This is a genomic window from Pseudomonas sp. CYM-20-01, from assembly GCF_023169845.1.
Taxonomy (GTDB): domain Bacteria; phylum Pseudomonadota; class Gammaproteobacteria; order Pseudomonadales; family Pseudomonadaceae; genus Aquipseudomonas; species Aquipseudomonas azotoformans.
On sequence record NZ_AP025169.1, the window covers coordinates 2,453,803 to 2,478,211 of the forward strand.

Sequence of the window (24,409 nt, forward strand, 5' to 3'; positions counted from 1 at the left end):
ATTAGACCTTGAGGATTTTGCCGCTGATGGCCACCGCGGCCAGCAGTAGGGCGATCAGCAAAAAGGCGGTACTCAGGCTGCTGCCATGGGCGATAAAGCCGATCACGGCGGGGCCGGCAAGAATACCGGCGTAACCCAAGGTGGTAATGGCCGGCACCGCGATATGTTCCGGCATGACCTTTTGCTTGCCGACGGCGGTGTACAGCACCGGCACAATATTCGAACAGCCGGCACCGACCAGCGCATAGCCCAGCAGTGCGGTTTCCCATGCCGGAAACAAGGTGGCCAGCAACATGCCTGCGGTGGCCAATGCGCCGCCTATCACGATAACGCGCGTGGCGCCCAGGCGTCGCACAATGGCATCGCCGGTCAGGCGTCCAGCCGTCATGGTCAAGGCGAATGCTGCATAACCCAGGCCTGCATAGGCTTCGTCCAGGCCGCGTTCGGCACTCAGAAACACGGCGCTCCAGTCGAGCACCGCGCCTTCGGCCAGAAAAACGATAAAGCACAGGCAGCCGATAAACAGCACCACACCGTGGGGCACGGCAAACGCCGGGCCGGAACTTTCACTGCCATAGGGCAGCAGGTGCGGCGCAGCCTTGAGCAGCGCCGCCAGCGTAATGACGATCACCACCAGGGTCGCCTGCAATGGCGACAGGCCCAGCCCCAGCAAACCCGAGACACCCGCCGCACCGACGATCCCTCCCAGGCTGAACAGCCCATGAAAGCCCGACATCATGGTTTTGCCGCTGGCGCGCTCAACGATCACCGCCTGCAAGTTGACTGTGGAATCCACCGTGCCCAGGCCGGCACCAAACAGGAACAACCCAGCCATCAGCAGCGGAATCGAACTCACCGTCGCCAGCATCGGTAATGCCAGGCAGATCATGATCGTCCCGGCGCTCAATACGCGTCTGCAGCCGAAACGTGAGGCCAATGCACCCGCTGCGGGCATGGCAATGATCGAACCAACACCCAGACACAGCAGCAACAGGCCCAGCGTGCCTTCGCTCAGTCCGGCGCGAGCCTTGGCATACGGCACCAGCGGCGCCCAGGCCGCGATGCCGAAGCCGGCAATGAAGAAAGCGATACGGGTCGACATTTGCTCCAGCCGCCCGGGAACCACGGGCGCTGAGGTGGGGATGGCAGTCATGAAAAATCCTTGGTTTTGCGTTCAACGAACGATGTCCGGCGCGACATCCTTGCACATCAGGCCTTGGCGTGCGAGCCGGGTTCCCTTGGGATTCCGGCTGCCCTGAATTTTATTTTTACAACGTGGAACGCCAGGGCGATTTGCGGCCACATAAGCAGTACCAAGTTTGTAGGAGGCGGTCTGGAAGGTGCGTAATCCCAGCGAGAGCGTTTGAACCCCAGGGTTCTCGCGGTGGATTACCACCTTCCAGGCCGCTTCTGAAAACGCGTCAAGCGGGTGGTATGCAACGCCGGGATCCCCCACAATCGAGCAGCTCCTTTTTACGATCAACACCTGCCTCGGTGGATGACCTCATGACCCTGTTCTACGACGCTCGCGGCAACATCTATGGCGTGGCCAGCCCGGCTTTATTGCGCCGCAAGGGCATTGATGTACCTGAGAGTGCTGAGCGTGCCGCGGTTGCTCGTACCGCCTGGACAGCGTCGGCTATCGCCTCGGAATGCAGCTGGGGCTCGGTGCCGCACCCGGCTGGTGGCAAGGCCCATCGTTGTGATGGCCTGCTGGTGGGGCCGTTCCAGGACGCGCCGCCGTTCGATCTGCTGATCGTAAACACCGACGGTTCCCTGGCCGAGCGCAGCGGTAATGGCTTGACGATTTTCGCCCAGGCTCTCACCGACCAGGGCCTGATGACCGAGGCTTGTGAGTTGCGGGTCCATCACGACAAATCGGATGCGCAATCGCCGGTCGCTACTCGGGTGGAACCCACCGTTCGTGACGATGTTGCAGGGTTCTGGCTTGAGCTGGGGGTACCTGCCTTTGGGCTTGCGGCGGTGGGCGCGCAGGGGGTTGGTCAGGTGTTTCTGGAGGGGACTGAACTGAGCCATGTCACCGAGCTGGCGGCGATCAGCCCACAGTGGGCCGCCAGTCAATTCGTGCGGGTGGGCAACCCCCACTGTGTGACGCTGGTCCAGCAGCTCTCGGCGTTGCCGGATAACGCACAGATGCTGCTGCCAAAGCTGTTCGAGCCCTTGAAGGCGATCGCCTTTGCGCCCCCGGCGGGCGGCGGCCAACCTTGTGGGGCGGGGGTCAACTTGCAATGGGCGGCGCGCCAGCCTGGCAACCAGGTCATAGCGCGGGTGTTCGAGCGCGGTGAGGGGCCGACCGCGTCCTCCGGCACCAGTGCCAGCGCCGTCGCCTGCGCGGCATGGCGTGCGGGCTGGGTCGAGAGCGGTGAAGTTGCAGTGGTGATGCCGGGTGGCGTTGCGCCGGTACGCTTGCACGCCCAGGGCGAGACGCTGCTCGGCGTCAGTCTGTTCGGGACCGCACGGCTGCAGGCCTGAGGTTTTTTAACGGCTGACGCTGTGATTGAGTGTCGGCTGTTTCTTTGTCAGTTAGTTGTGATTAAGAAGGTTAATGTAGGACATTTCTTATTTTTAAGAAGTGGCACATTGACTCGTTTTATTATTTTGTAAAAGACACTTCCAACTTCTTTGTACGAATCTTCTTTTTTATTTTAAAACAGCCGATTTTTTCCCGTAATCGCTAAGCTTTGAGGCGTTCAGGGGGCTTTTTCTCGGCAGCTTATTTGCACACTTAACGAGGCAAAGCATTCTTGCGCGCTCATTAATTTACGGCGGGTAACAACGGATGGTTAACGCGTTTGTTTCGTCACGTTTCAAACTGATTCTTCCTTGCATGGACACCGACTTTCAGGTGCTGGCATTCAAAGGCCGCGAGGTCCTTGATCAGCCTTTTTTCATCCAGGTGCAGGTGGTCAGTGAAAATCCTTCCCTTGACCTTGAGAGGTTGCTCCATCAACCCGCCTACCTGGATTTCGGAATGGGCGAAGGGCTGCATGGCCAGGTTTACGCAATCGGCCGGGACGACCCTGGCCGGCGCATCACGCTCTACCACCTGACCCTGGCACCCCGCCTGGCCTACCTTGCACACCGGCGCGACCAGCGGATCTTCCAGCAACGCAGCGTGCCGCAGATTATCGCGGCGGTGCTTGAGCGGCATGGCATCCTGGCGGGCGCCTACGCATTCGAGCTTGGTCCCGTGGTGTATCCGCCACGCACGTTCTGTGTGCAGTATGCGGAGAGCGACCTGCACTTCATCCAGCGCCTGTGTGAAGAGGAGGGTATTCATTACCATTTTCGTCATAGCGCAGATGCTCATCTGCTGGTATTCGGTGATGACCAGACGGTGTTTCGCCGCTTGCCCCGGCAACGCTATTGCCCTGCTGGCGGGCCGCAAGCCGCTACGCAGGTGGTCCAGCGTTTTGACGTGCGCCTGGCCACACGCACCCAGAAGACGGTGCGCCGCGATTATGACTTCGAACATCCTTCATTGCAGCTGCACGACTGCGCCGGCCCGGCTCCGGCGCAACCTCTCGAGGACTATCGCTACCCAGCGGGATTCACTGGCCATGCCCGGGGCAAGCGGTTGGCGCGGCGGGGGTTGGAACGTCACCAGCGCGACCGTCTTCGGGCATTGGGCCGCAGTGATCAACCGGCGCTGCGCAGCGGGCATTTCCTTGAATTACACGATCATCCCGATCCGTCCTGCAATGACTTGTGGCTGATCACTTCAGTGCGTCATGAAGGTTATCAGCCGCAGGTGCTGGAGGAGGTGACGCCCACCACTGATGCATTCCAGGGGTATCGCAATCGCTTCACCGCGACGCCTTGGCAAGCGGTGCATCGACCGCCCCTCAAACATCCCAAGCCGACCATCAATGGCAGCCAGACCGCAACCGTGACCGGGCCGCCGGGGGAGGACGTGCATTGTGACGCCTATGGCCGGGTGAAGGTGCGCTTCCACTGGGACCGCCTGGACAAGGCGGATGATAAAAGCAGTTGCTGGGTTCGGGTTGCATCCGGATGGGCCGGTGACGGGTTCGGTGCAACGATCATCCCGCGCGTGGGCATGGAAGTGCTGGTGACCTTCCTTGAAGGTGACCCGGACCAGCCGTTGATCAACGGTTGTCTGCCCAATGCGTCGCATCGGCCCGCCTACCCGTTGCCGCAGCACAAGACCCGCAGTGTCTTGCGCACCCGCAGTACGCTGGGGGGCGAGGGCGCCAACGAGTTGTACCTGGAGGATCGTCGTGGCAAGGAACTCATTTATCTTCGTGCGCAACGGGACCTGGAGCAGCGGGTCGGCCATGACAGTCGGTTGGAAGTGGCGGGGGAGCGACGGGAGGTCATTCGCGGATTGAGCACTGCTCATCTGGAAAGCGAAGAACATCGTCATATCACCGGCGATCGCAAGATCGAGCTCAAGGCGAACGACTACCTCGATGTACAACACGACAGCCGAACGCATGTGGGGCAAACCCTGATCCTGGAGGCCGGGCAGCAGTTTCATCTCAAGTCCGGTGCCAGCCTGGTGATCGACGCCGGGGCGCAACTGAGCCTCAAGGCGGGTGGCGAGCATCTGGTCATCCAGGCCGGCGGCATCTTCAGCAGTCGCCCCATTACACTGGGTGGGGCACCGCCCGTCACCCTGGCGGCGAATGCCTCGGCAGCGGTCGACACACCCAGGATCTCCGTGGTGCAAGGCAGCCTCATGGACTTGGCCAGGCAATTGGGGGCGGATTACTGCCCGGTGTGCGAACGCTGCCGCGAAGGTCAGTGTGGACTGGCAGGGAGGGCCGCTTGATGCCAAGCATGCCAGGCCAGTGGATGGACCAGCAGCAACAGAGGGGACGGTGCCTGTGTTTGATCCTTGAAGGGCAGAACGACGCGCGCACGCCGCTGCTGGAGGTTCGCGACTTGCCGGCGTACCGCAGCGTCTATGCCCAGACCGCCGTGGCGGAGTTGGCGGCCGAAGGCCCGGTGATCGTGCTGCTGGACCAACTGAGTGAACCCGTCTTGCTTGACCTCTTGCAACAACCCGAGACGAACTGGGGCTGGCTGGGCAGTTTGCCCAGCGAAGACCTGACGGCAGTGACCCGACACTGGCGTGACAGGCTGCTGGTGGGCCCGGAAGGCGCGCAATCGCTGTACCGCTTCCACGACAACCGTACCCTGGCGCGTGCGCTGGCTCATCTGTGCCAGGACCGCTGGCCGGTATTTCTAGGGCCATTGATCAGCGTGTGCTATTGGCACGAAAGCCACTGGCACACGGCTGACAACCGGGCTCCCGGCGAGTATCCGGTGCCGGATCCCGCGCCCTGGCTGGATACGCCCAACCCAAACGCAGCGGCCATCCTGCACGCCAATATCCTGCGTTACCTGTTGACGGAGCACAGTGAAGACCTGGCGACATTGGTGGAATTCCAGGACCCGCGAATCTGGCTGGCACAGGTACTGGAGCAGGCGCGTGCCTGGCAGTGGCAGGGGCCGGAGCAGCTGGAGTTTCTGGTGGTGCGAAGACTGGAGGAGGCGACTCGGAGCAGTGTTTTGCAGTGGCAGCCAAGGGTCGGGGAAGCGCCTGGGCAGCACTTTGAGCGGGTAGTGGAACAGTGGCGATTGATGGGGGGAAAGCATGAGTAGGCGAAGGTGGGGGGTGTTGATGGTACTGGGGGTACTCGGGCTGACGGGGTGCGGGGGGAAACCGGTGGATCGATTTACGTTGGAGGTGGATTTGCCAGCGGAATTTGAACTTAAAACTGCCGCAAATTATCTGCCTGCTACCGGTGAGACCTGTACGTTGCCGCGACGTCGGGGTAAGCGACCGGAGCGGAAAGTCTTTTTCACGGATTTCAAAGCTGCGGCGAGCAGGGTGAGCTATGAACTGCCGCTGAGTGAAAAAATCGAGGGCTGCCCTTCGGTACTGAGAAGCCTGGAGTTTGAGTTTTATGCGAAGTGGGGCAAACGTGATACGGACGTGGGTGGGAGTTTTGCCGCTATCTCCGTTCGCGACCCCTCGGACGCTGATATACGAGGCATGCCAGTAACGGGTGTTCAGGAGCTACATAAGCAATGTCAGTGGTTGTTCCGCACTGTGGGGCTGCAGCACGCGATCGTCAAGGTTCTTACATGCAGTTCGTCAGGTGCAGCAGTCCCGTTATCCAGACCTGTGCAACGAGATCAGCTATCAGGAAAAACGCTCAGGATGGTGCTGACGATGACCGATGAGGAAGACCCCTATTTTGATAACAACTGGGTCGTTGTTCCCGGTGGATGGAAGCGTTGTAGAGGCAAGGATTTTGAAGATCTGGATGCGTTTTGCAACGGCAATACCACTGACTTCAAACCTATAAAAATGCCGGACGGTCGCATTTGCGATGTCTACCCATCCTGCAAGTAAGCAAGGAGAATCTCATGAAGATGGATGCACGGAAGCAGGCTTTTTTCAGTGACAGCAAACCGGCTTGCTCATTGCGAGGGCATTGGGTGAGTTTTTGTCTGGTCGATGAACTCGGCGTTGGGACGGCGTACGGTGGATTGCCTTACACCGTCCACGACAGTGCAGGGCAACAGTACAAAGGCAGACTGAATGGAGAGGGCTTTGCCAAGTTAGCCAATATTTACTGCGGTCCTGTAATCCTTGTTTTTGACGATCCGTATTCAGGAACAGAACGGTTGTATCAGAGGTTGATGTCGCGCCAGACTTATAAACTTCCAATCACCGAGTTGCAGATTCGTGCTGAGCAAACTCGATTTTCTGCCTCGGATGGTCGGCGTACTGAAAGCAACCCCGCCCAGTTGAAAGCTGACTGTTTCTACCAGGTTGAAGTCCGTGATCTGGTTCGCCATGTTGCCCACTTGCCACCGATTGCCCAGCGCACTCATCAACCTCGACGACACGCATTGAAAATGCTCGCCGACCTAGGGTTTGGGCCGCCCCAATCGACGCTGGTGGGGATCGTGTTGTTCCCCAACCACCATACTGCGCTGGAGGTTCGGCCGCTGCGAGCCTTGCGCCCGTTGTTTTCCAACGAAGACAGCTTTTGTGCGTTGAACCTCTATCAATTGGCATTGATGGCAACCTTGAGCTACTGCAATTTCGGGCAAGAACCCGCTCGAGCACCCACTGAGGAGGTTCGATTTCCTTTCGATCCGAGTGTCGGCCATCTATTCGCTGAAAAACTCTCGGGTTTCCACGAGGCATGGCGGGTTGATGCCGAGCAGCAGCAACGCTTTTATCCCGTCTATGAAGACGTCCCTTACTCTCGACGATTCGAGATCCTGCCCTTCGATCCTGAGTTGTATCCTCAGAACCATCCTGAGCGGGCAGAAGAACAAGAATATCCTGCGCGTTTGCATTTTTTCGACGACGAAAAATTCGGCACTGATACCCAGGCGTTCATCACTCATCACGAAGAGGTGATTCTGATTGCGGTGCGCGGAACGGCCAGCGCTGCTGACGGGTTACGGGACGCTAATGCTCATCAAGTGGTTTTTTTGGAGGGCGTTGGCAAGGTGCATGAAGGTTTCTATCAAGCCTATCAGGCAATGCGCAACTTCATACTCAGCTACCTCAGACAATTTCACACCAACCAACGAATAATCATCTGCGGCCACAGCCTGGGCGGTGCAATTGCCTTGCTCTTGGCAGAAGGCCTGCGTCGGTCGCCGGAGGGCAACTACAACATCCTCCTCTACACCTACGGCGCCCCCCGCGCCGCCGATTCCGAATTCACCGCGGGCGCCTCCACCCTGGTCCACCACCGTATCGTCAACCACAACGACCCTGTCCCCAGCGTCCCCGCCCCGTGGATGAACACCACCGCCAAGCTCTGGGTCCCAGGCGCCGTCACGCTGTTCAGCGCGCCCGCGCCGGGTGGGTTGCTGTTCGCTGCCGGCCTGGTACGTTTCGGTGGCAACCCCTACGAGCACCATGGCGAACAACACCATTTCATGCCGATCACGCTCCCGGATGGCACGCATTCTTCGGTGTTGTGGCAACCCGGCTGTGAGTCCATCCAGGAGGCCGGTTGCAACCGGGCGCTGCAACTCCACGGTGATATGCCTGAACGTGACAACCTGCTCAAGCAGCTGTTCCAGGCCAGCCAGCATTTCATGACCGCCAGCTACATTCCGGCCGCCTGGGCAACACTCCGGCGCTGGCAGCAAACCCAGGAAAGCAACGGGCCCTTGGTAACGCCGAGGGAATTCGAACTGCTCGACCACGCGCTCGAGACCATGCGCCAGCAGTTGCGCAACAAGCGTCGGGAGCTGGCCCGTCTAAGGGCCGCCAACGACCGAGGTTATGAGCACAACGAAGCCTTGAACACCGAAATCGACCGCTTGCACACCAGTCGCGAACGCCTTGCAACCCTGCGTTGGCGCCGTCTGGAAGCCCGTGATGTCTATGGCAGTCATGCCCATGCTGCCCACTTGGCACCGAGCCTCAAGCGCTGGTTCAGCCACCGTGAAAATCGCGAGCTGTCGCAGGTCGCCCGTATCCCTCCCGCTCTGGATAAAGACAGGGGGAGGGCGCATACGCTGGATATCGACTCGATCGTCTGACCGAGCTTCTACGCAAACTCCACCTGGGCTGGCCGGCGCGTCATCAACACCTTGCCGTTACGGATCGAGTACAGCGGCAGACCCTGGCTGCGGATGACCTCGTAGTCGCTGTCCGCCGAGAGGATCAACAGGTTGGCCGGGCGTCCCGGTTCCAGGCCGTAGCGATCACCCAGGGCCATGGCCTTGGCGCTGTTGTCGGTGACCAGGTCGAGCGCGCTTTGCAGGTTGCGGTAGCCGAGCATGTGGCAGATGTGCAAACCGGCTTCGAGCACCCGCAGGATGTTGCCGTTGCCCAGGGGGTACCAGGGATCGACGATGGAGTCCTGACCGAAGCACACATTCATGCCGGCTTCGAGCAGTTCGTTGACGCGAGTGACGCCTCGGCGTTTCGGGAAACTGTCGAAGCGACCTTGCAGGTGAATGCTCTCGGTGGGGCAGGAGACAAAGCTGATACCGGAATGCCCCAACAGGCGAAACAGCTTGGCGCAGTAGGCATTGTCGTAGGAGCCCATGGCGGTGGTGTGGCTGGCGGTGACGCGAGTGCCCATGTCGCGGCTGCGGGCTTCTTCGGCCAGCACTTCGAGAAAGCGCGAGTGTGGGTCGTCGGTTTCGTCGCAGTGCACATCCACCAGGCAGCCGGTGCGTTCGGCCAGGTCCATCAGGAACTTCACCGAACTCACGCCCTGGTCGCGGGTGTATTCAAAGTGGGGGATGCCGCCGATCACATCGGCGCCCAGGCGGATGGCCTCTTCCATTAGTTCGCGCCCGTTGCGGTACGACTCGATGCCTTCCTGGGGGAACGCAACGATCTGCAGGTCGATCAGGTGTGTGCTTTCCTCGCGCACTTCCAGCATGGCCTTGAGCGCGGTGAGGTCCGGGTCGGTGACGTCAACGTGGGTGCGCACATGCTGGATACCGTGGGCGGCCAGGGCCTGTATCGTCTTCTTGGCACGGGTCTTGGTGTCTTCCTGGGTGATGGTGGCCTTGCGCTCGCCCCAGCACTCGATGCCTTCGAACAGGGTGCCGCTCATGTTCCAGCGCGGTTCGCCAGCGGTCAGCGTGGCGTCGAGGTGAATATGGGGTTCGACGAAGGGCGGGGTCACCAGATTGCCGGCGGCATCCAGGTCTCCCGTGCCCAAGGTGGGTACCGTCGATTGCGCGGTGATACTGGCGATCCGGCCATGTTCCAGGTGCAGATCATGCAGGCCTTCACGGTTGCGCAGGCGGGCGTTGATGATGTGCATGGGCAAGTTCCTCTTGGCTAAAAACAATCAGGCAGACAGTCGCCAGATCATCAGCGCAATGCCAATGTCCAGGCGATCATATGAATTATCCAGCGTCAGCCCGCACAGGGCTTCGATGCGCTGGACACGTTGTGTCAGGGTGTTGCGGTGCACGCCCAGCCGCTGGGCCGCGGCCACCAGGTTACCATTCTCGTGAAACCAGGCTTCCAGGCTCGGCATCAGGTTGGGGCCATGCTGCGCGTCGTGGCGCAGCAAGGGGCCGAGGCGTTCATTGAGGAATTGATCGAGCAGGGCGCGATCACGCACGCCACTGAGCAGCTTGAGTACGCCCAATTCGTCGTAAACGCACAGCCCGGCGCGCTCGCTGAAACGCCGCGCGGCCGCCAGTGCCTGGCGTGCTTCATCCTGCGCCTGGGCCAGGCGCGCCGGTGGGTGCGCGGTGGCGCTGAGGCCGATAAACAATTTGAGCGGCGCCAGGCGCAGGTTCAACGGGTTGAGCCAGTTAACCAGTTGCTGGCGGTTGGCCAAGGCGGCGACGGCGTCCGGGGCCGGCAGCAGCAGCGTCCATTGGCCGGCCCGCCCAAGTACCGGCAACCCCGCCGACACCTGACGCAAGCGCCGGCTGATAGCGTCATGTTGCCGGGCCAGTTGCGTCTCGACCGATGCCGCGTTGCCTTGGGCAAACAGCAACTCACTGCCTTCCAACTGCAGTTGCACCACCTGCCAATGCCCAGCCAGTGACAGGCCCAATTGCATGCCTCGATGCAGCAGCAAATCCAGGGATTGGTAGTCGCCGGTCAGCAAACGTTCCAGCACATCGTGCCGCGAGCGACCCAACTGCTCGGACTGGATCAGCGCCGAGCCAATGGCCTGGGTCACCAGCACCATTTTCAGCGAGTAGGGCTGTTCGATCAGCGGCATGCCGGCGGCTTCGGCGGCCTCCAGCAAGTGTTGGGGAATCGCCTGGATGTACGCCGGCCCCGTGAGGATCACCAGCCCGGCCACCTGACGCTCGCAGGCTTCCTCCAGCAGTTGCATCAAGTTGTCTTCGTCGCGGGGGTGGTTGATCCCGGTGACGAACACCAGCTCGCCGCCCAATACCCACTCGGCAATCCCGCTGTTTTCCGCCACGTAGGGCCAGCGTACGGCGTTCTCCAGGCCGGCCGCGCCGGCGCGCAGGCGCATGGATTCCAGGCCCGGCAGGGCCAGCACATCGGCGATGGTCAGGCTCATGCCTGGGCGTCAGCCAAGGGGGCCCGCACGCGTAGCACGGCGGTGAGCGCGATGTAGGTCAGCGACGCGGCAACGATGCCCACCAACGGCGCGACCCAAGGCGAGTTGAACGCCAGCACGGTGCCCACCGCATAGGCCAGCAGCCCTGGCCAGTTGAATGTTGGCAGGCGTGTATCGGCCAGGCGTGGATAGTGGCCGCGATAGCGGTAGAAGAAGTCCGCCATGATCACCCCGCCAATCGGCGGGATCACCGTGCCCAGCAGAATCAGGTACGGCACCAGCATGTCGTACATACCCAGCAACGCCAGTAGGGTGCCGATCACCGCACCGGCCAGGGTCACGGTCTTGCGGCGTTGGGTGCGCAGCAGATTGCAGCCGGCCACTGCGAAGTTGTAGATGGTGTTGTCCTGGGTGCTCCAGATATTGAGCAGCAACATGGCCATCGCCGCCATGGCAAAACCTTGCAGCAGCAACACTTCGACCACGTCCGGTTGTTGATAGACGATGGCGCCGTAGGCGCCGATCAGCACCATCAAGCCATTGCCGACAAAAAAACCGATCAGGCTGGCCAGCACCGCCACCTTGGCCGAGCGCGAAAAGCGTGTCCAGTTGGTAGCCTGGGTCGCGCCGCTGACAAAGGTGCCGAACACCAGGGTGATTGCCGTGGACAAGTCCAACTCACCGGTGGGCACCACCGCGAGCAGCCCATCCAGGCCGCCGACTTTCACCGTGGCCACCCACATCGACAGAAACAGCAGGATGCCCATGGCCGGAACCGCGATATAGGACAGAATCTCCAGCCCGCGATAACCAATGTACGCCGTGGCACAGAACACCAGGCCAAATACCACCATCAACGCCAGCACGCTGCCCTGGCTGAGTTCGAAATACTTGCCCAGCACCACCGCGGCGGTGGCTGTGCCCCAGGCGTACCAGCCGATCTGGGTGAAGCCGAGGATCAAATCGCTGAGCTTGCTGCCCACTTCGCCAAAGCAGAAACGCCCCATCAACACCGAGTTCAGCCCGCTCTTGAAGGCGATGTAACCCAGGCCTGCGGCGTAGATACCCAACAGCAGGTTACCCAGGGCCACGACGCCGAGCATGTCGGTGAAACTGAACGCCACCCCCAGCTTGCCGCCGGCAAACATGGTCGCGGTAAAAAACGTAAAGCCCAACAGCACCATGGCGGTCGACGCCAGGCCTTTGCGCGCATGCATCGGGACTTCGCTAAGGGGGTAATCGTTGCCCGGTTCTTGCTGCGTCATGTGCCTTGCTCCCTGAATGAGTGACGCAGGCCTATTGCACCGTGCGTGCCAAGCCGGCGGCAGTGACAAGCGCACGATGGGCGCTGTGCACCGTGCACAGTATTTATAGCCAAACAGGGAGGAAGTGCCGCAAGGAGTGGTCGCCGTGCCCAATCGGGCACGAAAGCAGTGCAGCAGTGATACAAATTGGATCAGTCGAACAGCGTGTGGGTGGTCTCGCCACGATGGAAGGCAAAGGCCGCCTCCAGATCACTTTCGATGGTGCGCCCGCGGGACAGCGGCGGCAGCTCATCCAGGCGGAAAAAACCCACTTCGGTGGTCTCGAAGCCTGCCATCGGTGCCGACTGGTCCACTGGCTCGCACAGGAAGTACAGCTTGTAGAAGTCCCGCACGTCCGGGCGATACAAGCCCTTGGCCTTGTGCGTGACGCTGTACAACGCCCGCGCCGTCACCGTCAGCCCGGCTTCCTCGCGAATCTCCTTGACGATGTTTTCCGCCGCCGACAAACCGATATCGGCATATCCACCCGGTAACGCCCAGCAGCCATCGGTCAACTCGCGCACCAGCAGAACTCGGTCGCCTTCAATCACTGCGCCGCGCACGTCGATCATCGGCGTCGAGTAACGCTGGGCGAAGTCGCTGACCAACCCGGTGATACGTTCCAGGGGCACATTGCCTAGTTGCGCAAGCATGCTGTGGGCAATCTCGGCAATTTCCTCCAGGCGTTCACGCTCGAAATCATCGGTGCAGAAGTGCAGGCCCGTGGAGGCCAATGCCTGCAAGCGTTTGGCCTGGGCAAGCCAGGTGTTTTCCATGGGTTACTCCTGCAAATGCTTGGTCATGTACACCCGACGCAGGCCGTGTGCTTCGGCGCGGTGGGTCTCGACATAGCCACGCCGGGTGTACAGCGTGATGTTCTCGGTCATGGCTTCGTTGGTGTACAGTCGGATGGCGGCGAAGCCTGCGTCGAGCGCCTGTTGTTCGGCGAAGTCCATCAGCCATCGTCCGAAACCCAGGCCCTGAGCCTCCGGGGCGACGGCCAGGTTGTCCAGCAATAGCGCGCCGTCGGTAGGCAGCAGGATAATGAACCCCTGAACCCGGCCGGCATTCTCCAGCACATGTACGCCACCGGCTTGCACCAACTGGGGATAGTCCTCCAGCATCGGCCCGGGCTTGCGGCCGATCCGCGCGATATACGGTGAGTAGGCTGCCTGGACGATGGCCTCGATGGCAGCAACATCATGACTGGTAGCGGGGCGCATCATTGCAGCGTGCTCTTCTGGAAAATCGATCAGTCTGCTGGCGCTTCGAAGATGCCTTCTATAGGCCGCCCGAACACCTTGGCGATCTTGAACGCCAAGGGCAAGCTCGGATCGTAGCGGCCGGTCTCGATGGCGTTGACGGTCTGGCGCGACACACCCAGGCGCTCGGCGAGGTCGGCCTGGGACCATCCCAGTTCCGAACGCAGCTGGCGCATCAGGTTATTCATTGGTAGCGCCTTGTGCCGATGATCGTGGCTACACACCAGACGCCGCCCATGATCGGCCACACCATAAAGGCCGACAGACGCGGAAAGCCAGCAGTTTCAAGGAAGCCGTAGCTGAAGGTCGTCAGCGCCGTGCACACGAAGGCCACGGCCAGTGCGTCCAACTGAATCTTGCGACCCATTTCATCCATGGCGTTCAGCCGACGGATGATCGTAATCGCCATCGCGATCATCGGAATGACGGGCAGCAAAGCCAGGGCAATTTTGGCGGCGCCGTCGGGCATGGACGACACGTAGGTGCTGGAAACTACGACGCACACAAAATACGCCAGCATTGTCACCGCGAATTCCACCAAGAAGCGTTTGACCGACATAACCATCTCCGTGAGTAAAGGGTGCTTTACATTAGGCACAGGCTATTGCGGTGTCAAGGGTGCTTTACATGAATGAAGGGCTGGCACAAAAAAACCACCGCAAGGGTGGTTTTTTTCATCGCACCGGCTTACTCGCCGCGATAGATGCAACCGCTGGTGCAGGTCTCGTGGATACGAATCGCACTGAGCTCAGGCAGCAGGGGTTTCAACTCATTCCAGATCCACTTGGCCAGTACTTCGCTGGTGGGGTTTTCCAGGCCGGGGATGTCATTGAGGTAGTTGTGGTCGAGGCGTTCGTAGAGCGGCTTGAAAATCGCCTTGATCTCCGAGAAGTCGCGAATCCAGCCGGTATGGGGATCCAGGTCGCCGCTGAGGTGGATTGCCACCTTGAACGAATGTCCATGCAGGCGCCCGCATTTGTGGCCTTCCGGTACGTGGGGCAGGCGGTGGGCGGATTCGAAAGTAAACTCTTTGAAGATTTCCACGGTATTTTCAGCTCGGTCAGGTATCTGGCAGCCGGCGAGTTTAACAGCTTGATTCGTTGCCGCGCATACCGTCCCTCTGTAGACGCCGGCTTGCCGGCGAATAAAGATTGCTTGTGGCGAGCGGGCTTGCCCCGCGCTGGGTCGCGAAGCAGCCCCAAAACCAGCAGCCGAAGAGTGCCTGACTCACCGCATTCCTCCTTCCAGGGTCGCTTCGCAACCCAACGCGGGACAAGCCCGCTCGCCACAGTTGCAGTGTTCACATTTAATCGGGTGGTCATCCCCCAAACCCCTGCCGGATTCCGGCCCGCGTCTACAGGATCTGCAGTCTCTCGCCCAATCTGCCGTTATCCGCCAGCTCCAGAAACTCATCGCCCAGCCTTCGGCTTTCACTCATCGCGGTCTGCCAGTACTTGTTGCGGCTCGCGTCGTCGCCCATGAAGCGCTTGAAGTCGCTGCGGTCTGGCAGTTTGCCGTGGGGCAGGCGGGCCAGGTAGTCCCTGGAGGGCGCCAGCAGCAACACATCCTGCAAGCCTTGCTGGTTACTGCGTCGCCACGGCAGGCCTTTGTCGAACCAGCCGGGGATGACCCGGTCGGTGAAGTGCGGGTACAGCACGATGTCATCGCCGTGGTAGGGCAGGTCGAGGTGGTAGTCCAGCAGGCCGCCGTCGCGGTAGGTGCCGGCGCCGGCGCCCGGCAGGTCGCGCACGCCTTGCATCACCATGGGGATCGACCCCGACGCCAGCAGGGCTTGGCGCAGGTTGCCCAGTTCCAGGGGCAGGAAGCGCGAGGGGAAGTCCTTCAGCGGATGCACCGGCGGCGCCTGGCGCGGGTCGTGGATGATCAGCCGTTCGAAGTGCCGCGACAGCCGCGCGCGGCCGCGCAGGTTATCGGCAATCACCGATGACAGGCCCAGCCCGAGCCGTCCGCGATGGTCGTCGGCCAGCAGGCCGTGGCTCTTGACCACCATGATGTTCAGGCGGTAATTCGGGTTGTCCAGCACCCGCGCATCGCGACCGGCGAGCAAGTCGTCGAGCATGCGCTGGCAGCTCTGGCTGACCTCGGCCATGGTCACGCCTTTGGCAAAGCGCTGTTCGTTGTACAGGCGGCCGAGGTCCAGCAGGCCTTGCACCGGGTCGGGCAGGCACGCGCTGGCAAACCGCCAGGAGCCGATGGAGGCACCGATCAGGGCGCGTTCCCGTGGCGCACGGGGCAGCCAGTCGCCGAACAGCGCCAGGTCCAGGCCCTGGATGCCGAGTGCCTTCGGGCCGCCGGCCGCGCCGGGCAGGATGCCCACCTCGGCAGGCGTGAGGCCTTGTTCACGAATGCGCGCAAAGGCGCGTTTGCCGGCCTTGAGGGTCAGGGCGGGAAACTTGATGTGGATGGCTGTCATACCGGTCTCTGTCCGAGCGAGCGGGGCATTATAGAAAATCTCGTGGAATGTAGGGCAAAGGCCTTGGCGGGAATTGCCATGGTGGCAATTCAGTTTCAGTTAAGTTGCAGGGCGTACGGTGGCCGGCGTAGGAAAACATCCTGTAACGGAGACTTATCATGAAGCGCCTCACCGCGCTGGCCGCCGCCGGTATCATCGCCTTCACGGCGACCCAGGCCCGAGCCGTGGACCCCGACAAACCACTGAAAGTGCCGGCCACTGTTACTATTGTCGCTTTCGATCAACTGGAAGCTACGGCCCTGGCCCTGCATCCCGGTTCGACATTGCTGGACACCGACCTCGACGAGGCCTACGGCAAGTACGTGTATGAGGTCGAGTTGGAAGATGCCCACGGCATCGAATGGGACGTTGAATTGGACGCGCTCACCGGGCAGGTCCTCAAGAATCATCAGGATACGTAATGAAGGTAAATTTACGCGTCGGCAGTCGAGTGGCGCTGGTGCTCTTGGCATTCTGCTCCAGCCTGGCGGCCCGCGACCTCAACCAGGATGAAGCCTTGGCGCTGCGCCAGCAGGGGGTGATCCTGCCGCTTGAGCAATTGTTGCAGCAGGCCATGGCGCGTTACCCCGGCTCGCGCCTGCTGGAGGCCGAGCTGGAGAAGAAACACGGCCAATATGCCTATGAAGTGGAACTGGTGACCACCGAAGGTGTGGTGCGCGAGATCAAGCTGGACGCGCGCACCGGTGTGTTGATCAAAGACGAGGAAGACTGATGCGCCTGCTGCTGGTGGAAGACAACGTACCCTTGGCCGATGAACTGATGGCTGGCCTGCAGCGCCAGGGCTATGCCGTCGATTGGCTGGCCGATGGGCGCGATGCCGTGTATCAGGGCCGCAGCGAGCCCTACGACCTGATCATCCTCGACCTCGGCCTGCCGGGCCTGCCTGGGCTTGAGGTACTGGCCCAATGGCGAGCCGCCGCGTTGGCCGTTCCGGTACTGATTCTCACCGCCCGCGACTCCTGGGCCGAGCGCATCGAAGGGCTCAAGGCCGGCGCCGACGATTACCTGGCCAAACCCTTTCACCCCGAAGAGCTGCACCTGCGCATCCAGGCGCTGTTGCGCCGTTCCCACGGCCAGGCGAACCAACCGACGTTGCAGGCGGCCGGCCTGCATCTGGACGAAGGTCGCCAATGCGTGCTGCGTGACGGCGATGAGATCCAGCTGACCGCCGCCGAATTTCGCCTGTTGCGCTATTTCATGCTGCACCCCGAACAGATCCTGTCGAAAAGCCACCTGGCCGAGCACCTCTACGACGGCGAGACCGAGCGCGACTCCAATGTGCTGGAAGTGCACGTCAACCATCTGCGCCGCAAATTGGGCCGCAGCGTGATCGAGACCCGGCGCGGCCAGGGTTACCGGTTTGGCGCCAGCCCTGCATGAGGTCGATCCAGCGGCGCCTGAGCCTGGGGCTGATCAGCGTGATGGTGATCGTCGGCGTGGTGTTGGCCCAGACCAGCCTGTGGTTGTTCGAGGCCGGCTTGCAGCGCTACCTGGAAGCCGGTTTGCGCAACGACGCCGAAAACCTGCTGGTGGCGCTGGTGCGTGGGCCCAACGGTGTGCAGCTGGATGAGCAACGCCTGTCGCCAGCCTATCAACGGCCGTTTTCCGGGCATTACTTCCGCATCGATTTTGCCGACGTCCACTGGCGCTCCCGCTCATTGTGGGACCAGGAACTGCCGCGCCTGCCCGAGGCGGGGCTGAAGGGCAACCTGCAACTCGGCCCAGAAGGCCAGCAACTGCTGGTGCTGCGTGCGGACTACAAGCGGTTTGGCCAATCGATTTCCATCAGCGTGGCCCAGGACTACACCCCGGTGCGCGAAAGCTTCCGGCTGATGCGCCAGATCGGCCTGGTGCTGGGGCTGGCGGCACTGCTGTTGGTGTTGATCTTGCAACGGGTGACCGTGCGCCGCGCCTTGCGCCCGCTGGAAACCGCGCGCAACCAGATTGCCCAGTTGCAACAGGGGCAACGCTCGCAACTCGATACCCAGGTGCCCCTGGAACTGGAGCCGCTGGTGGCGCAGATCAACCACCTGCTGGCTCACACCGAAGACAGCCTCAAGCGTTCGCGCAATGCCCTGGGCAACCTCGGCCATGCGCTCAAGACGCCTTTGGCCGTGCTGTTGAGCGCGGCATCGAGCGAGACGCTCAGGCAGCATCCCGAACTGAGCAAACTGCTGCGTGATCAGTTGGAGCAGGTACAGCAACGCCTCAACCGCGAACTCAATCGCGCCCGCCTGGCCGGGGAAACCTTGCCCGGTGCGTTGTTCGACTGTGATAAAGAACTGCCCGGCCTGCTCGCCACCCTGACCATGATCCACGGCGAGCACCTGGGCCTGAGCTACCGCGCCACGCCGGGCCTGCAACTGCCCTGGGACCGCGAATATCTATTGGAACTGCTCGGCAACCTGTTGGATAACGCCTGCAAATGGGCGGATGCCGACGTGCGCCTGAGCATCACCGAGACGGAGCACCATTACCTGTTGGCGGTGGAGGATGACGGCCCCGGCATTCCTGAAAGCCAGCGAGCCCAGGTGTTCAGCCGTGGCGCACGGCTGGACGAGCAGATCGATGGCCATGGTCTGGGCCTGGGGATCGTGCGGGATATTGTCGAGGTGTGGGGCGGGGTGTTGCAGTTGCAGGCATCTGAACTGGGCGGCTTGAAAGTGCTGATCGAATTGCCCTGTGGGAGGGGGCTTGCCCCCGATGGCGGCATTCCAGTCAAAAAACAGATTGGCTGATACACCGCAATCGGGGGCAGGCTCCCTCCCACATTGGATCGCCTTGCATTTTCAGACGCGGAACTGATCCATCAACCCCTGCTGCTGATTCGCCAGGCTGTTCAACGCCTGGCTCACCCGCGCCGATTCATTCGCCTGCTCGGACAGCGACTCGGTCACATCGCGAATGGTCGCCACGTTGCTGTTGATCTCCTCGGCCACCGCGCTTTGCTCTTCGGCGGCGCTGGCGATCTGCAGGTTCATGTCGCTGATCACCGTTACCGCATCGCCGATCTGGCGCAGGGCGGTCACGGCCTGTCCAACCTGTTCGACGCTGCCCTGGGCCTGGCGGTAGCTGTTGCCCATGGAACCGACCACTTCTTCGGTACCGCTCTGCAACTGCTCGATCACCAGGCGGGTTTCTTCCACCGACTCCTGGGTACGGCGCGCCAGGTTGCGCACTTCATCGGCCACCACCGCAAAGCCACGCCCGGCTTCACCGGCGCGGGCCGCTTCGATGGCGGCGTTGAGTGCCAGCAGGTTGGTCTGCTCGGCGATGCCGCGGATCACTTCCAGCACCGAGCCGATTTTTTCACTGTTGGCCGCCAAACCTTCGACCTGGGACATGGCCGTGCTCATGTCCGCCGCCAACTCCCCGATATTGCGGGTGGTTTGATCGATCACGGTGAGGCCGTCGCGGGTGGCCTGGTCGGCATCGCGTGCGGCCTGGGCTGCTTGCGCCGCACTGCGGGCCACGTCCTGGGCAGTGGCGCTCATTTCGTGGGAGGCGGTGGCGACCTGGTCGACCTGGCGGTACTGCTGCTCCATGCCGGCGCTGGTTTCAGTGGCAATCGCGGCGGACTGGTCGGCGGTGCCACGGGCGTCCTGCACCGAGCGTTTGACCTCGGCGATGATCGGTTGCAGCTTGTCGAGGAAACGGTTGAACCAGCCGGCCAGTTGGCCCAACTCGTCCTGTTTGTCGTAGGCCAGGCGCCGGGTCAGGTCGCCTTCGCCGCTGGCGATGTCTTCGAGCATGTGCGCCACGCCGAGGATCGGCCGCGTTACGCTGCGTGCCATCAACCACACCAGGATCAAGCCGACCACGGCGGCCAGCAGGCCCAGGCTCAGTTCCAGCAGGGTGCCCTTGGCATTGTCGGCATCCAGTTGGGTTTTCAGCGCTTCGGCGGGGGCTACCAGGACTTTCTCTGGCACATCCAGCAGCACGCCCCACGGCTTGCCGTCCGGAATCGGTGCGAACGGCGCGAGCACCTTGAGCTGGTGATCGGTGCGCAGGCTGCGAATTTGTGTACTGCCGGTCAGGGCGCTGATCAGCTGCGCGCCGTTGGCGGTGTCGACCTGGTCCAGGCGCTGGCTGAGCTTGCTCGCGTCGGGGCTGTAGCCAGCGAGCAAACCAGTCGGGCTGAGGATGCTGACCTGGGTCTGGCCGTCATACAGCTTGTGGCTGGCCTGCTGGCTCACGGCCTGCAGGCTGTTGAGGTTGATGTCCACCGACAGCGAGGCGATGACTTTGCCGTTGGCCATCAACGGGAAGACAATGCTGGTCATCAGCACGTTTTGTCCGTTGATCTTGTAAAAGTACGGTTCGATTACGCACGGCTTGAGCGTGGTGCGTGGGCAGGTGAACCAGGCGTTGGCCTTTTCGCCGCTGGGGCCGATGCTGGTGTCGGACATGTCGCTTTCCGGCAGCGACATGGAGGTCAACTGGCCAGGCGTCGGTTGCGACCAGTAGAGGGCGAAACGCCCCTTGTCGTTACTGCCCAACTCCGCCTGGTCGGCGAACAGCTCATCCTTGCCGTCCAGCGCATTGGCTTCGAACACCAGGGACAAACCAAGCAAGTCCGGGTTGGCCTGCAACGCGGCCTTGACCTGGCGGGTCAGGTCTTCGCGGGTGTCGAAGGCGTCGAGAAAGCGCTTCTCGGCCTGCTCGCGCAGGAACAGCACCTGGCGCGAAAAACCATGGCCGTACTGATAGGCGTCCATGAACTGGCGGCGGATACCCAGCGCTTGCACCTCGCCCTGGGCTTCGATGCGCGCCTGGGCCGCTTCATCCAGCATCTGCATGCTGGAGGCCTTGACCCGTTGCGAACTCTGCTCCATGCGATACAGCGACAGACCCACCAGCAGGGTCACGATTCCCAGCAGGCACAAGCCAGCGAGCAGGGTGATTTTCCATTGAATGGAGAGCTGCCTGAGCGACATCGGTACATCCTTACCTGAAAACACAGAGAGAACCTGTATCGGCGGTTTCAGGTTTTTCTTTATTCAAACGATCGATTTAAACCTGAAAGCGGCGCCGTTTTTTGACATGTGCGCCTGCCTGCTGCAAAGTGCGCGCCCTCTAATAAGACCTCCTCCAAGCCTGCACGCCGGTTGCCACCCAATGGCTGCCCGGGTGCGGGCATGCCTGTTTTTTATGTTTTTTTCTTGAGGTAACCATGATTAACGCAGTCATTGCCGCGGTCGGCACCATGCTGGTGCTCAGCCTGTCCCGCGTGCATGTGGTCATCGCCATCATCGTCGGCGCCCTGGTGGGCGGCCTGACCGGTGGCCTGGGGATCGAAGCCACGCTCAAGGCCTTCAATGGCGGCTTGGGCGGCGGGGCGACGGTGGCGTTGTCCTACGCCTTGCTCGGCGCTTTCGCCGTGGCGATTGCCAAGTCCGGCCTGGCCCACGCGTTGGCCGACAAGGCCCTGCTGCTGGTGGACCGTCAGGAAACCAGCGGTGGCAGCCACGTCAAATGGCTGCTGATCGGCCTGCTGTGGATGGTGGCGATTGCCTCGCAGAACATCTTGCCGATCCACATCGCGTTCATTCCATTGCTGGTGCCGCCATTGCTGTACGTGCTGACCAAGCTGCAACTGGACCGCCGCCTGATCGCCTGTGTGATGACCTTCGGCTTGATCACGCCGTACATGTTCCTGCCGGTGGGCTTCGGCAATATCTTCCTCAACCAGATCCTGCTGGCCAACGTGGCCAAGAGCGGCGTGGATATCAGCCAGGTCAACGTCACTCACGCCATGAGCCTGCCGGCGCTGGGCATGGTCGTCGGCCTGCTGGTGGCGGTGTTCATCAGCTACCGCAAGAAGCGTGTGTATGACCTGGAGAAGATCGAGCGGGTCGAGCAGGTGGCGGTGCAGTACAACCCGCTGACCCTGCTGGTGGCCGGCCTGGCGATTGTCTCGGCGTTCATCATCCAGCTGTGGCTGGACTCGATGATCATCGGCGCGCTGGTCGGGTTCCTGATCTTCTCGGTGTCGGGCATCGTGCGCTGGCGCGACACCGACGACCTGTTCACCGAAGGCATGAAGATGATGGCGATGATCGGCTTCATCATGATCGCCGCCTCGGGTTTTGCCGAAGTGCTCAAGGCCACCGGGGATGTGCGCTCGCTGGTGGAAACCTCGGCGGCCTTCATCGGCCATAGCCGTGGGATAGGGGCGTTGCTGATGCTGCTGGTGGGGCTGCTGGTGACCATGGGCATCGGCTCGTCGTTTTCCACCGTGCCGATCCTGGCGGCGATCTTCGTGCCGCTGTGCGTGCAACTGGGTTTCAGCCCCATGGCCATCGTGTGCATTGTCGGCACGGCCGGTGCCTTGGGTGACGCCGGTTCGCCGGCCTCGGACTCGACCCTGGGGCCCACTTCCGGCCTGAACATCGACGGCCAGCACCACCATATCTGGGACACCGTGGTGCCGACCTTCCTGCACTACAACCTCCCGCTGCTGGCATTTGGCTGGCTGGCCGCGATGACCCTCTGACCACCGCGGGCTTGTTGGAGTGAATGGGCTTGCTGTGGCAAGCCCGCTCACTACAGAAACCTCCTACGCGGCCGTTAACCTCTCTAGTCGCCACTAATAAGAGAGAAAACCCATGCGTCTGAGCCTCAAGGCCAAAGTCCTGTCCCTCGCCGTAGTGCCGGTGCTGTTGTTTGCCGTGGTCATCAGCCTGACCACCGTGTGGATCCTGCAGGGCCAGGCGCGCAATGAGGTGGAAGAAACCCGTCAGCGCCTGCTCAACGACGCCAAGGCCACCCTGCAAAGCTACGTCGAAGTGGCCATGACCACCATCAAGCCGCTCTACGACGCGGCGGCGCCCGGTGATACCGCGGCGCGCGCCGAGGTGGTCAAGCTGCTGTCCAACACCAGCTACGGCAAGGACGGCTACTTCTTCGGCTACGACTCCGAGACCATCCGCCTGTTCAAGGGCAACAGCCCCGACGGCGTGGGCAAGAGCTTCAAGGATAACCGCGACCCCAACGGCGTGTACGTCAATCGTGACCTGGTCAAGGTCGGCAAGGACGGCACCCATTACCTGCAATACAGCTCGACCCAACCAGGCCAGACCGAACTGGTGCCCAAGATGGGCTACACCGAATACCTGCCCAAGTGGGACATGGTCATCGGTACCTCGGTGAACCTGGACGGCATCGAAGCCCAGGTGGCGGTGGTCGAGGCCAAGGTCGAGAAACGCATGGAAGGCGTGCTGCTGAGCATCCTCGGCGTGGCCGTGGTGGTACTGCTGGTGATCGCTGCCGTGGGCATGCTGCTGGCCAATACCATTTTGCGTCCGTTGCACCTGATGAAAGCCAACCTCGACGACATCGCGGCCGGCGAAGGCGATCTGACCCGCCGCCTGGCCATCACCAGCCGGGACGAGCTGGGCGATCTCGCGGGTGCGTTCAACCGATTTGTCGACAAGATCCACGGCCTGGTGCGCCAGATCACCGAGATGACAGGCCAACTCACCGGTCTGGTCAGCCAGGTGTCAGACCAGGCCCAGCGCTCCGAACAGGCCATGGAACGCCAGCGCCACGAGACCGACCAGGTCGCCACGGCGATCAACCAGATGTCCTCCGCCGCCCAGGAAGTGGCGCGCAGTGCCCAGGGCGCCTCGGTCGCCGCCCAGCAGACCGACGCCGAAGGTCAGGCCGCCAAGCGCGTAGTGGACGGCAGCATCGCGCAGATCCACGCGCTGGTGAACGACATCCGCAGCAGCGGCGTGTCCCTCGACAGCCTGCAGCAGGACGTGGCCTCCATCGTCAGCGTGCTCAGCGTGATCCGCTCCATTGCCGAACAGACCAACCTGCTCGCGCTCAACGCCGCGATTGAAGCCGCGCGGGCCGGGGAGGCCGGCCGTGGGTTTGCGGTGGTCGCCGACGAAGTGCGCGCCCTGGCCAGCCGCACCCAGACCAGCACCCAGGAAATCCAGGGCATGATCGACCGCCTGCAAAAAGGCACTGAAGCCGCGGTGGACGCCATGCGCCGTTCCAGCGATGCCGGCGACGGCACCTCGGCCCAGGCCAACCAAGCCGGGGCATCGCTGGACACCATGGCGCAGTTGATCGGCACCATCAATTCGATGAACGCCCAGATCGCCAGTGCCGCCGAGGAGCAGACCGCCGTGGCCGAAGAGATCAACCGCAGCGTGCATCAGATTGCCGTGGCGGTGGACAGTGTGGCCGATGAGACCCAACTGGGCGCCCAGACCTCCCGCAGCCTCGCGGACCTGGGTCAGCGCCTGGGGCAGTTGGTCGGCCAGTTCCGGATCTGATCCAGCGGTT

At 61.9% G+C, this 24,409-nt stretch carries 22 protein-coding genes; 11 read left to right on the plus strand and 11 right to left on the minus strand.

Annotated features, from left to right (window positions below):
* Nucleotide 1: 1 nt before the first annotated feature.
* Nucleotides 2–1,153, minus strand: coding sequence for an MFS transporter (locus M2497_RS11205; protein WP_071495139.1), 1,152 nt, complete (start codon nt 1,151–1,153; stop codon nt 2–4).
* Between the two features lie 353 nt (nt 1,154–1,506).
* Here M2497_RS11205 and M2497_RS11210 point away from each other — a divergent pair, with 353 nt between their 5' ends.
* The 5 genes from M2497_RS11210 to M2497_RS11230 all read left to right on the plus strand — a co-directional run bounded on the left by M2497_RS11210 (nt 1,507) and on the right by M2497_RS11230 (nt 8,574).
* On the plus strand, nt 1,507–2,493 hold the full coding sequence (locus M2497_RS11210; protein ID WP_248487488.1) for a diaminopimelate epimerase: 987 nt from the start codon (nt 1,507–1,509) through the stop codon (nt 2,491–2,493).
* Nucleotides 2,494–2,800: 307 nt separating this feature from the next.
* Nucleotides 2,801–4,816, plus strand: coding sequence for a type VI secretion system tip protein VgrG (locus M2497_RS11215; protein WP_248487491.1), 2,016 nt, complete (start codon nt 2,801–2,803; stop codon nt 4,814–4,816).
* A complete protein-coding gene (locus tag M2497_RS11220) occupies nt 4,816–5,652 on the plus strand; it encodes a DUF4123 domain-containing protein (RefSeq protein ID WP_248487493.1) in 837 nt (278 codons plus the stop codon). Before M2497_RS11215 ends, M2497_RS11220 begins: the two co-directional genes overlap by 1 nt.
* The gene (locus tag M2497_RS11225) at nt 5,645–6,409 is read left to right on the plus strand and encodes a hypothetical protein (protein ID WP_248487495.1); all 765 of its coding nucleotides are present in this window, start codon (nt 5,645–5,647) and stop codon (nt 6,407–6,409) included. The genes M2497_RS11220 and M2497_RS11225 overlap by 8 nt, the downstream gene beginning before the upstream one ends.
* 14 nt (nt 6,410–6,423) lie before the next feature.
* A complete protein-coding gene (locus M2497_RS11230) occupies nt 6,424–8,574 on the plus strand; it encodes a lipase family protein (protein WP_248487497.1) in 2,151 nt (716 codons plus the stop codon).
* Between the two features lie 8 nt (nt 8,575–8,582).
* On the opposite strand, the gene codA is transcribed toward M2497_RS11230, so the two are convergent.
* From codA to M2497_RS11275, 9 genes are all read right to left on the minus strand, one after another.
* Nucleotides 8,583–9,818, minus strand: coding sequence for a cytosine deaminase (gene codA / locus M2497_RS11235; protein ID WP_248487499.1), 1,236 nt, complete (start codon nt 9,816–9,818; stop codon nt 8,583–8,585).
* A 27-nt stretch (nt 9,819–9,845) separates the two neighbouring features.
* Nucleotides 9,846–11,051 (minus strand): PucR family transcriptional regulator ligand-binding domain-containing protein, encoded by a 1,206-nt coding sequence (locus M2497_RS11240; protein WP_248487501.1) that lies wholly within the window; start codon nt 11,049–11,051, stop codon nt 9,846–9,848.
* Nucleotides 11,048–12,316 carry a cytosine permease gene (gene codB / locus M2497_RS11245; RefSeq protein WP_248487503.1) on the minus strand — a complete coding sequence of 423 codons (1,269 nt, stop codon included), beginning with the start codon at nt 12,314–12,316 and terminating at the stop codon, nt 11,048–11,050. Before codB ends, M2497_RS11240 begins: the two co-directional genes overlap by 4 nt.
* A gap of 191 nt (nt 12,317–12,507) precedes the next feature.
* Entirely contained in the window at nt 12,508–13,131 is a 624-nt protein-coding gene (locus M2497_RS11250) for an NUDIX hydrolase (protein WP_248487505.1), read from the minus strand.
* Between the two features lie 3 nt (nt 13,132–13,134).
* Nucleotides 13,135–13,581, minus strand: coding sequence for a GNAT family N-acetyltransferase (locus tag M2497_RS11255; protein ID WP_248487506.1), 447 nt, complete (start codon nt 13,579–13,581; stop codon nt 13,135–13,137).
* 26 nt (nt 13,582–13,607) lie between these two features.
* On the minus strand, nt 13,608–13,805 hold the full coding sequence (locus M2497_RS11260; protein WP_248487507.1) for a helix-turn-helix transcriptional regulator: 198 nt from the start codon (nt 13,803–13,805) through the stop codon (nt 13,608–13,610).
* On the minus strand, nt 13,802–14,176 hold the full coding sequence (locus tag M2497_RS11265) for a hypothetical protein (RefSeq protein WP_058426425.1): 375 nt from the start codon (nt 14,174–14,176) through the stop codon (nt 13,802–13,804). The genes M2497_RS11260 and M2497_RS11265 overlap by 4 nt, the downstream gene beginning before the upstream one ends.
* A 128-nt stretch (nt 14,177–14,304) precedes the next feature.
* Complete coding sequence (gene queD, locus M2497_RS11270) at nt 14,305–14,661, minus strand: 6-carboxytetrahydropterin synthase QueD (RefSeq protein WP_003190259.1); 357 nt, start codon at nt 14,659–14,661, stop codon at nt 14,305–14,307.
* Between the two features lie 310 nt (nt 14,662–14,971).
* Entirely contained in the window at nt 14,972–16,051 is a 1,080-nt protein-coding gene (locus tag M2497_RS11275; protein ID WP_248487508.1) for a patatin-like phospholipase family protein, read from the minus strand.
* A gap of 158 nt (nt 16,052–16,209) precedes the next feature.
* Between M2497_RS11275 and M2497_RS11280 the strand changes: the two genes are divergently transcribed.
* The 4 genes from M2497_RS11280 to M2497_RS11295 are packed head-to-tail and all read left to right on the plus strand — an operon-like array spanning nt 16,210 to nt 18,849.
* Nucleotides 16,210–16,512, plus strand: coding sequence for a PepSY domain-containing protein (locus M2497_RS11280; protein WP_248487510.1), 303 nt, complete (start codon nt 16,210–16,212; stop codon nt 16,510–16,512).
* Complete coding sequence (locus M2497_RS11285) at nt 16,512–16,823, plus strand: PepSY domain-containing protein (protein ID WP_071489688.1); 312 nt, start codon at nt 16,512–16,514, stop codon at nt 16,821–16,823. The genes M2497_RS11280 and M2497_RS11285 overlap by 1 nt, the downstream gene beginning before the upstream one ends.
* Entirely contained in the window at nt 16,823–17,491 is a 669-nt protein-coding gene (locus tag M2497_RS11290; RefSeq protein ID WP_071489687.1) for a response regulator transcription factor, read from the plus strand. The genes M2497_RS11285 and M2497_RS11290 overlap by 1 nt, the downstream gene beginning before the upstream one ends.
* Nucleotides 17,488–18,849: a sensor histidine kinase gene (locus tag M2497_RS11295; RefSeq protein WP_248487511.1), complete on the plus strand. Its 1,362-nt coding sequence runs from the start codon at nt 17,488–17,490 to the stop codon at nt 18,847–18,849. Before M2497_RS11290 ends, M2497_RS11295 begins: the two co-directional genes overlap by 4 nt.
* 51 nt (nt 18,850–18,900) lie before the next feature.
* On the opposite strand, the gene M2497_RS11300 is transcribed toward M2497_RS11295, so the two are convergent.
* Nucleotides 18,901–21,048: a methyl-accepting chemotaxis protein gene (locus tag M2497_RS11300; protein WP_248487514.1), complete on the minus strand. Its 2,148-nt coding sequence runs from the start codon at nt 21,046–21,048 to the stop codon at nt 18,901–18,903.
* A gap of 239 nt (nt 21,049–21,287) precedes the next feature.
* Between M2497_RS11300 and M2497_RS11305 the strand changes: the two genes are divergently transcribed.
* Nucleotides 21,288–22,607 carry a Na+/H+ antiporter NhaC family protein gene (locus tag M2497_RS11305; protein WP_248488192.1) on the plus strand — a complete coding sequence of 440 codons (1,320 nt, stop codon included), beginning with the start codon at nt 21,288–21,290 and terminating at the stop codon, nt 22,605–22,607.
* Between the two features lie 112 nt (nt 22,608–22,719).
* Nucleotides 22,720–24,399: a methyl-accepting chemotaxis protein gene (locus M2497_RS11310; RefSeq protein ID WP_248487517.1), complete on the plus strand. Its 1,680-nt coding sequence runs from the start codon at nt 22,720–22,722 to the stop codon at nt 24,397–24,399.
* Nucleotides 24,400–24,409: the final 10 nt, after the last annotated feature.

Excerpts from the sequence above, each read along its gene's own strand:
- M2497_RS11285 (WP_071489688.1), top strand. The coding sequence starts at position 16,512 with ATGAAGGTAAATTTACGCGTCGGCAGTCGAGTGGCGCTGGTGCTCTTG.
- M2497_RS11240 (WP_248487501.1), bottom strand. The coding sequence starts at position 11,051 with ATGAGCCTGACCATCGCCGATGTGCTGGCCCTGCCGGGCCTGGAATCC.
- M2497_RS11230 (WP_248487497.1), top strand. The coding sequence starts at position 6,424 with ATGAAGATGGATGCACGGAAGCAGGCTTTTTTCAGTGACAGCAAACCG.
- M2497_RS11225 (WP_248487495.1), top strand. The coding sequence starts at position 5,645 with ATGAGTAGGCGAAGGTGGGGGGTGTTGATGGTACTGGGGGTACTCGGG.
- M2497_RS11260 (WP_248487507.1), bottom strand. The coding sequence starts at position 13,805 with ATGAATAACCTGATGCGCCAGCTGCGTTCGGAACTGGGATGGTCCCAG.
- M2497_RS11290 (WP_071489687.1), top strand. The coding sequence starts at position 16,823 with ATGCGCCTGCTGCTGGTGGAAGACAACGTACCCTTGGCCGATGAACTG.
- M2497_RS11250 (WP_248487505.1), bottom strand. The coding sequence starts at position 13,131 with ATGGAAAACACCTGGCTTGCCCAGGCCAAACGCTTGCAGGCATTGGCC.
- M2497_RS11210 (WP_248487488.1), top strand. The coding sequence starts at position 1,507 with ATGACCCTGTTCTACGACGCTCGCGGCAACATCTATGGCGTGGCCAGC.
- M2497_RS11220 (WP_248487493.1), top strand. The coding sequence starts at position 4,816 with ATGCCAAGCATGCCAGGCCAGTGGATGGACCAGCAGCAACAGAGGGGA.
- codA (WP_248487499.1), bottom strand. The coding sequence starts at position 9,818 with ATGCACATCATCAACGCCCGCCTGCGCAACCGTGAAGGCCTGCATGAT.
- M2497_RS11265 (WP_058426425.1), bottom strand. The coding sequence starts at position 14,176 with ATGTCGGTCAAACGCTTCTTGGTGGAATTCGCGGTGACAATGCTGGCG.
- M2497_RS11275 (WP_248487508.1), bottom strand. The coding sequence starts at position 16,051 with ATGACAGCCATCCACATCAAGTTTCCCGCCCTGACCCTCAAGGCCGGC.
- M2497_RS11255 (WP_248487506.1), bottom strand. The coding sequence starts at position 13,581 with ATGATGCGCCCCGCTACCAGTCATGATGTTGCTGCCATCGAGGCCATC.
- M2497_RS11295 (WP_248487511.1), top strand. The coding sequence starts at position 17,488 with ATGAGGTCGATCCAGCGGCGCCTGAGCCTGGGGCTGATCAGCGTGATG.
- M2497_RS11310 (WP_248487517.1), top strand. The coding sequence starts at position 22,720 with ATGCGTCTGAGCCTCAAGGCCAAAGTCCTGTCCCTCGCCGTAGTGCCG.
- M2497_RS11215 (WP_248487491.1), top strand. The coding sequence starts at position 2,801 with ATGGTTAACGCGTTTGTTTCGTCACGTTTCAAACTGATTCTTCCTTGC.
- M2497_RS11205 (WP_071495139.1), bottom strand. The coding sequence starts at position 1,153 with ATGACTGCCATCCCCACCTCAGCGCCCGTGGTTCCCGGGCGGCTGGAG.
- codB (WP_248487503.1), bottom strand. The coding sequence starts at position 12,316 with ATGACGCAGCAAGAACCGGGCAACGATTACCCCCTTAGCGAAGTCCCG.
- M2497_RS11280 (WP_248487510.1), top strand. The coding sequence starts at position 16,210 with ATGAAGCGCCTCACCGCGCTGGCCGCCGCCGGTATCATCGCCTTCACG.
- M2497_RS11300 (WP_248487514.1), bottom strand. The coding sequence starts at position 21,048 with ATGTCGCTCAGGCAGCTCTCCATTCAATGGAAAATCACCCTGCTCGCT.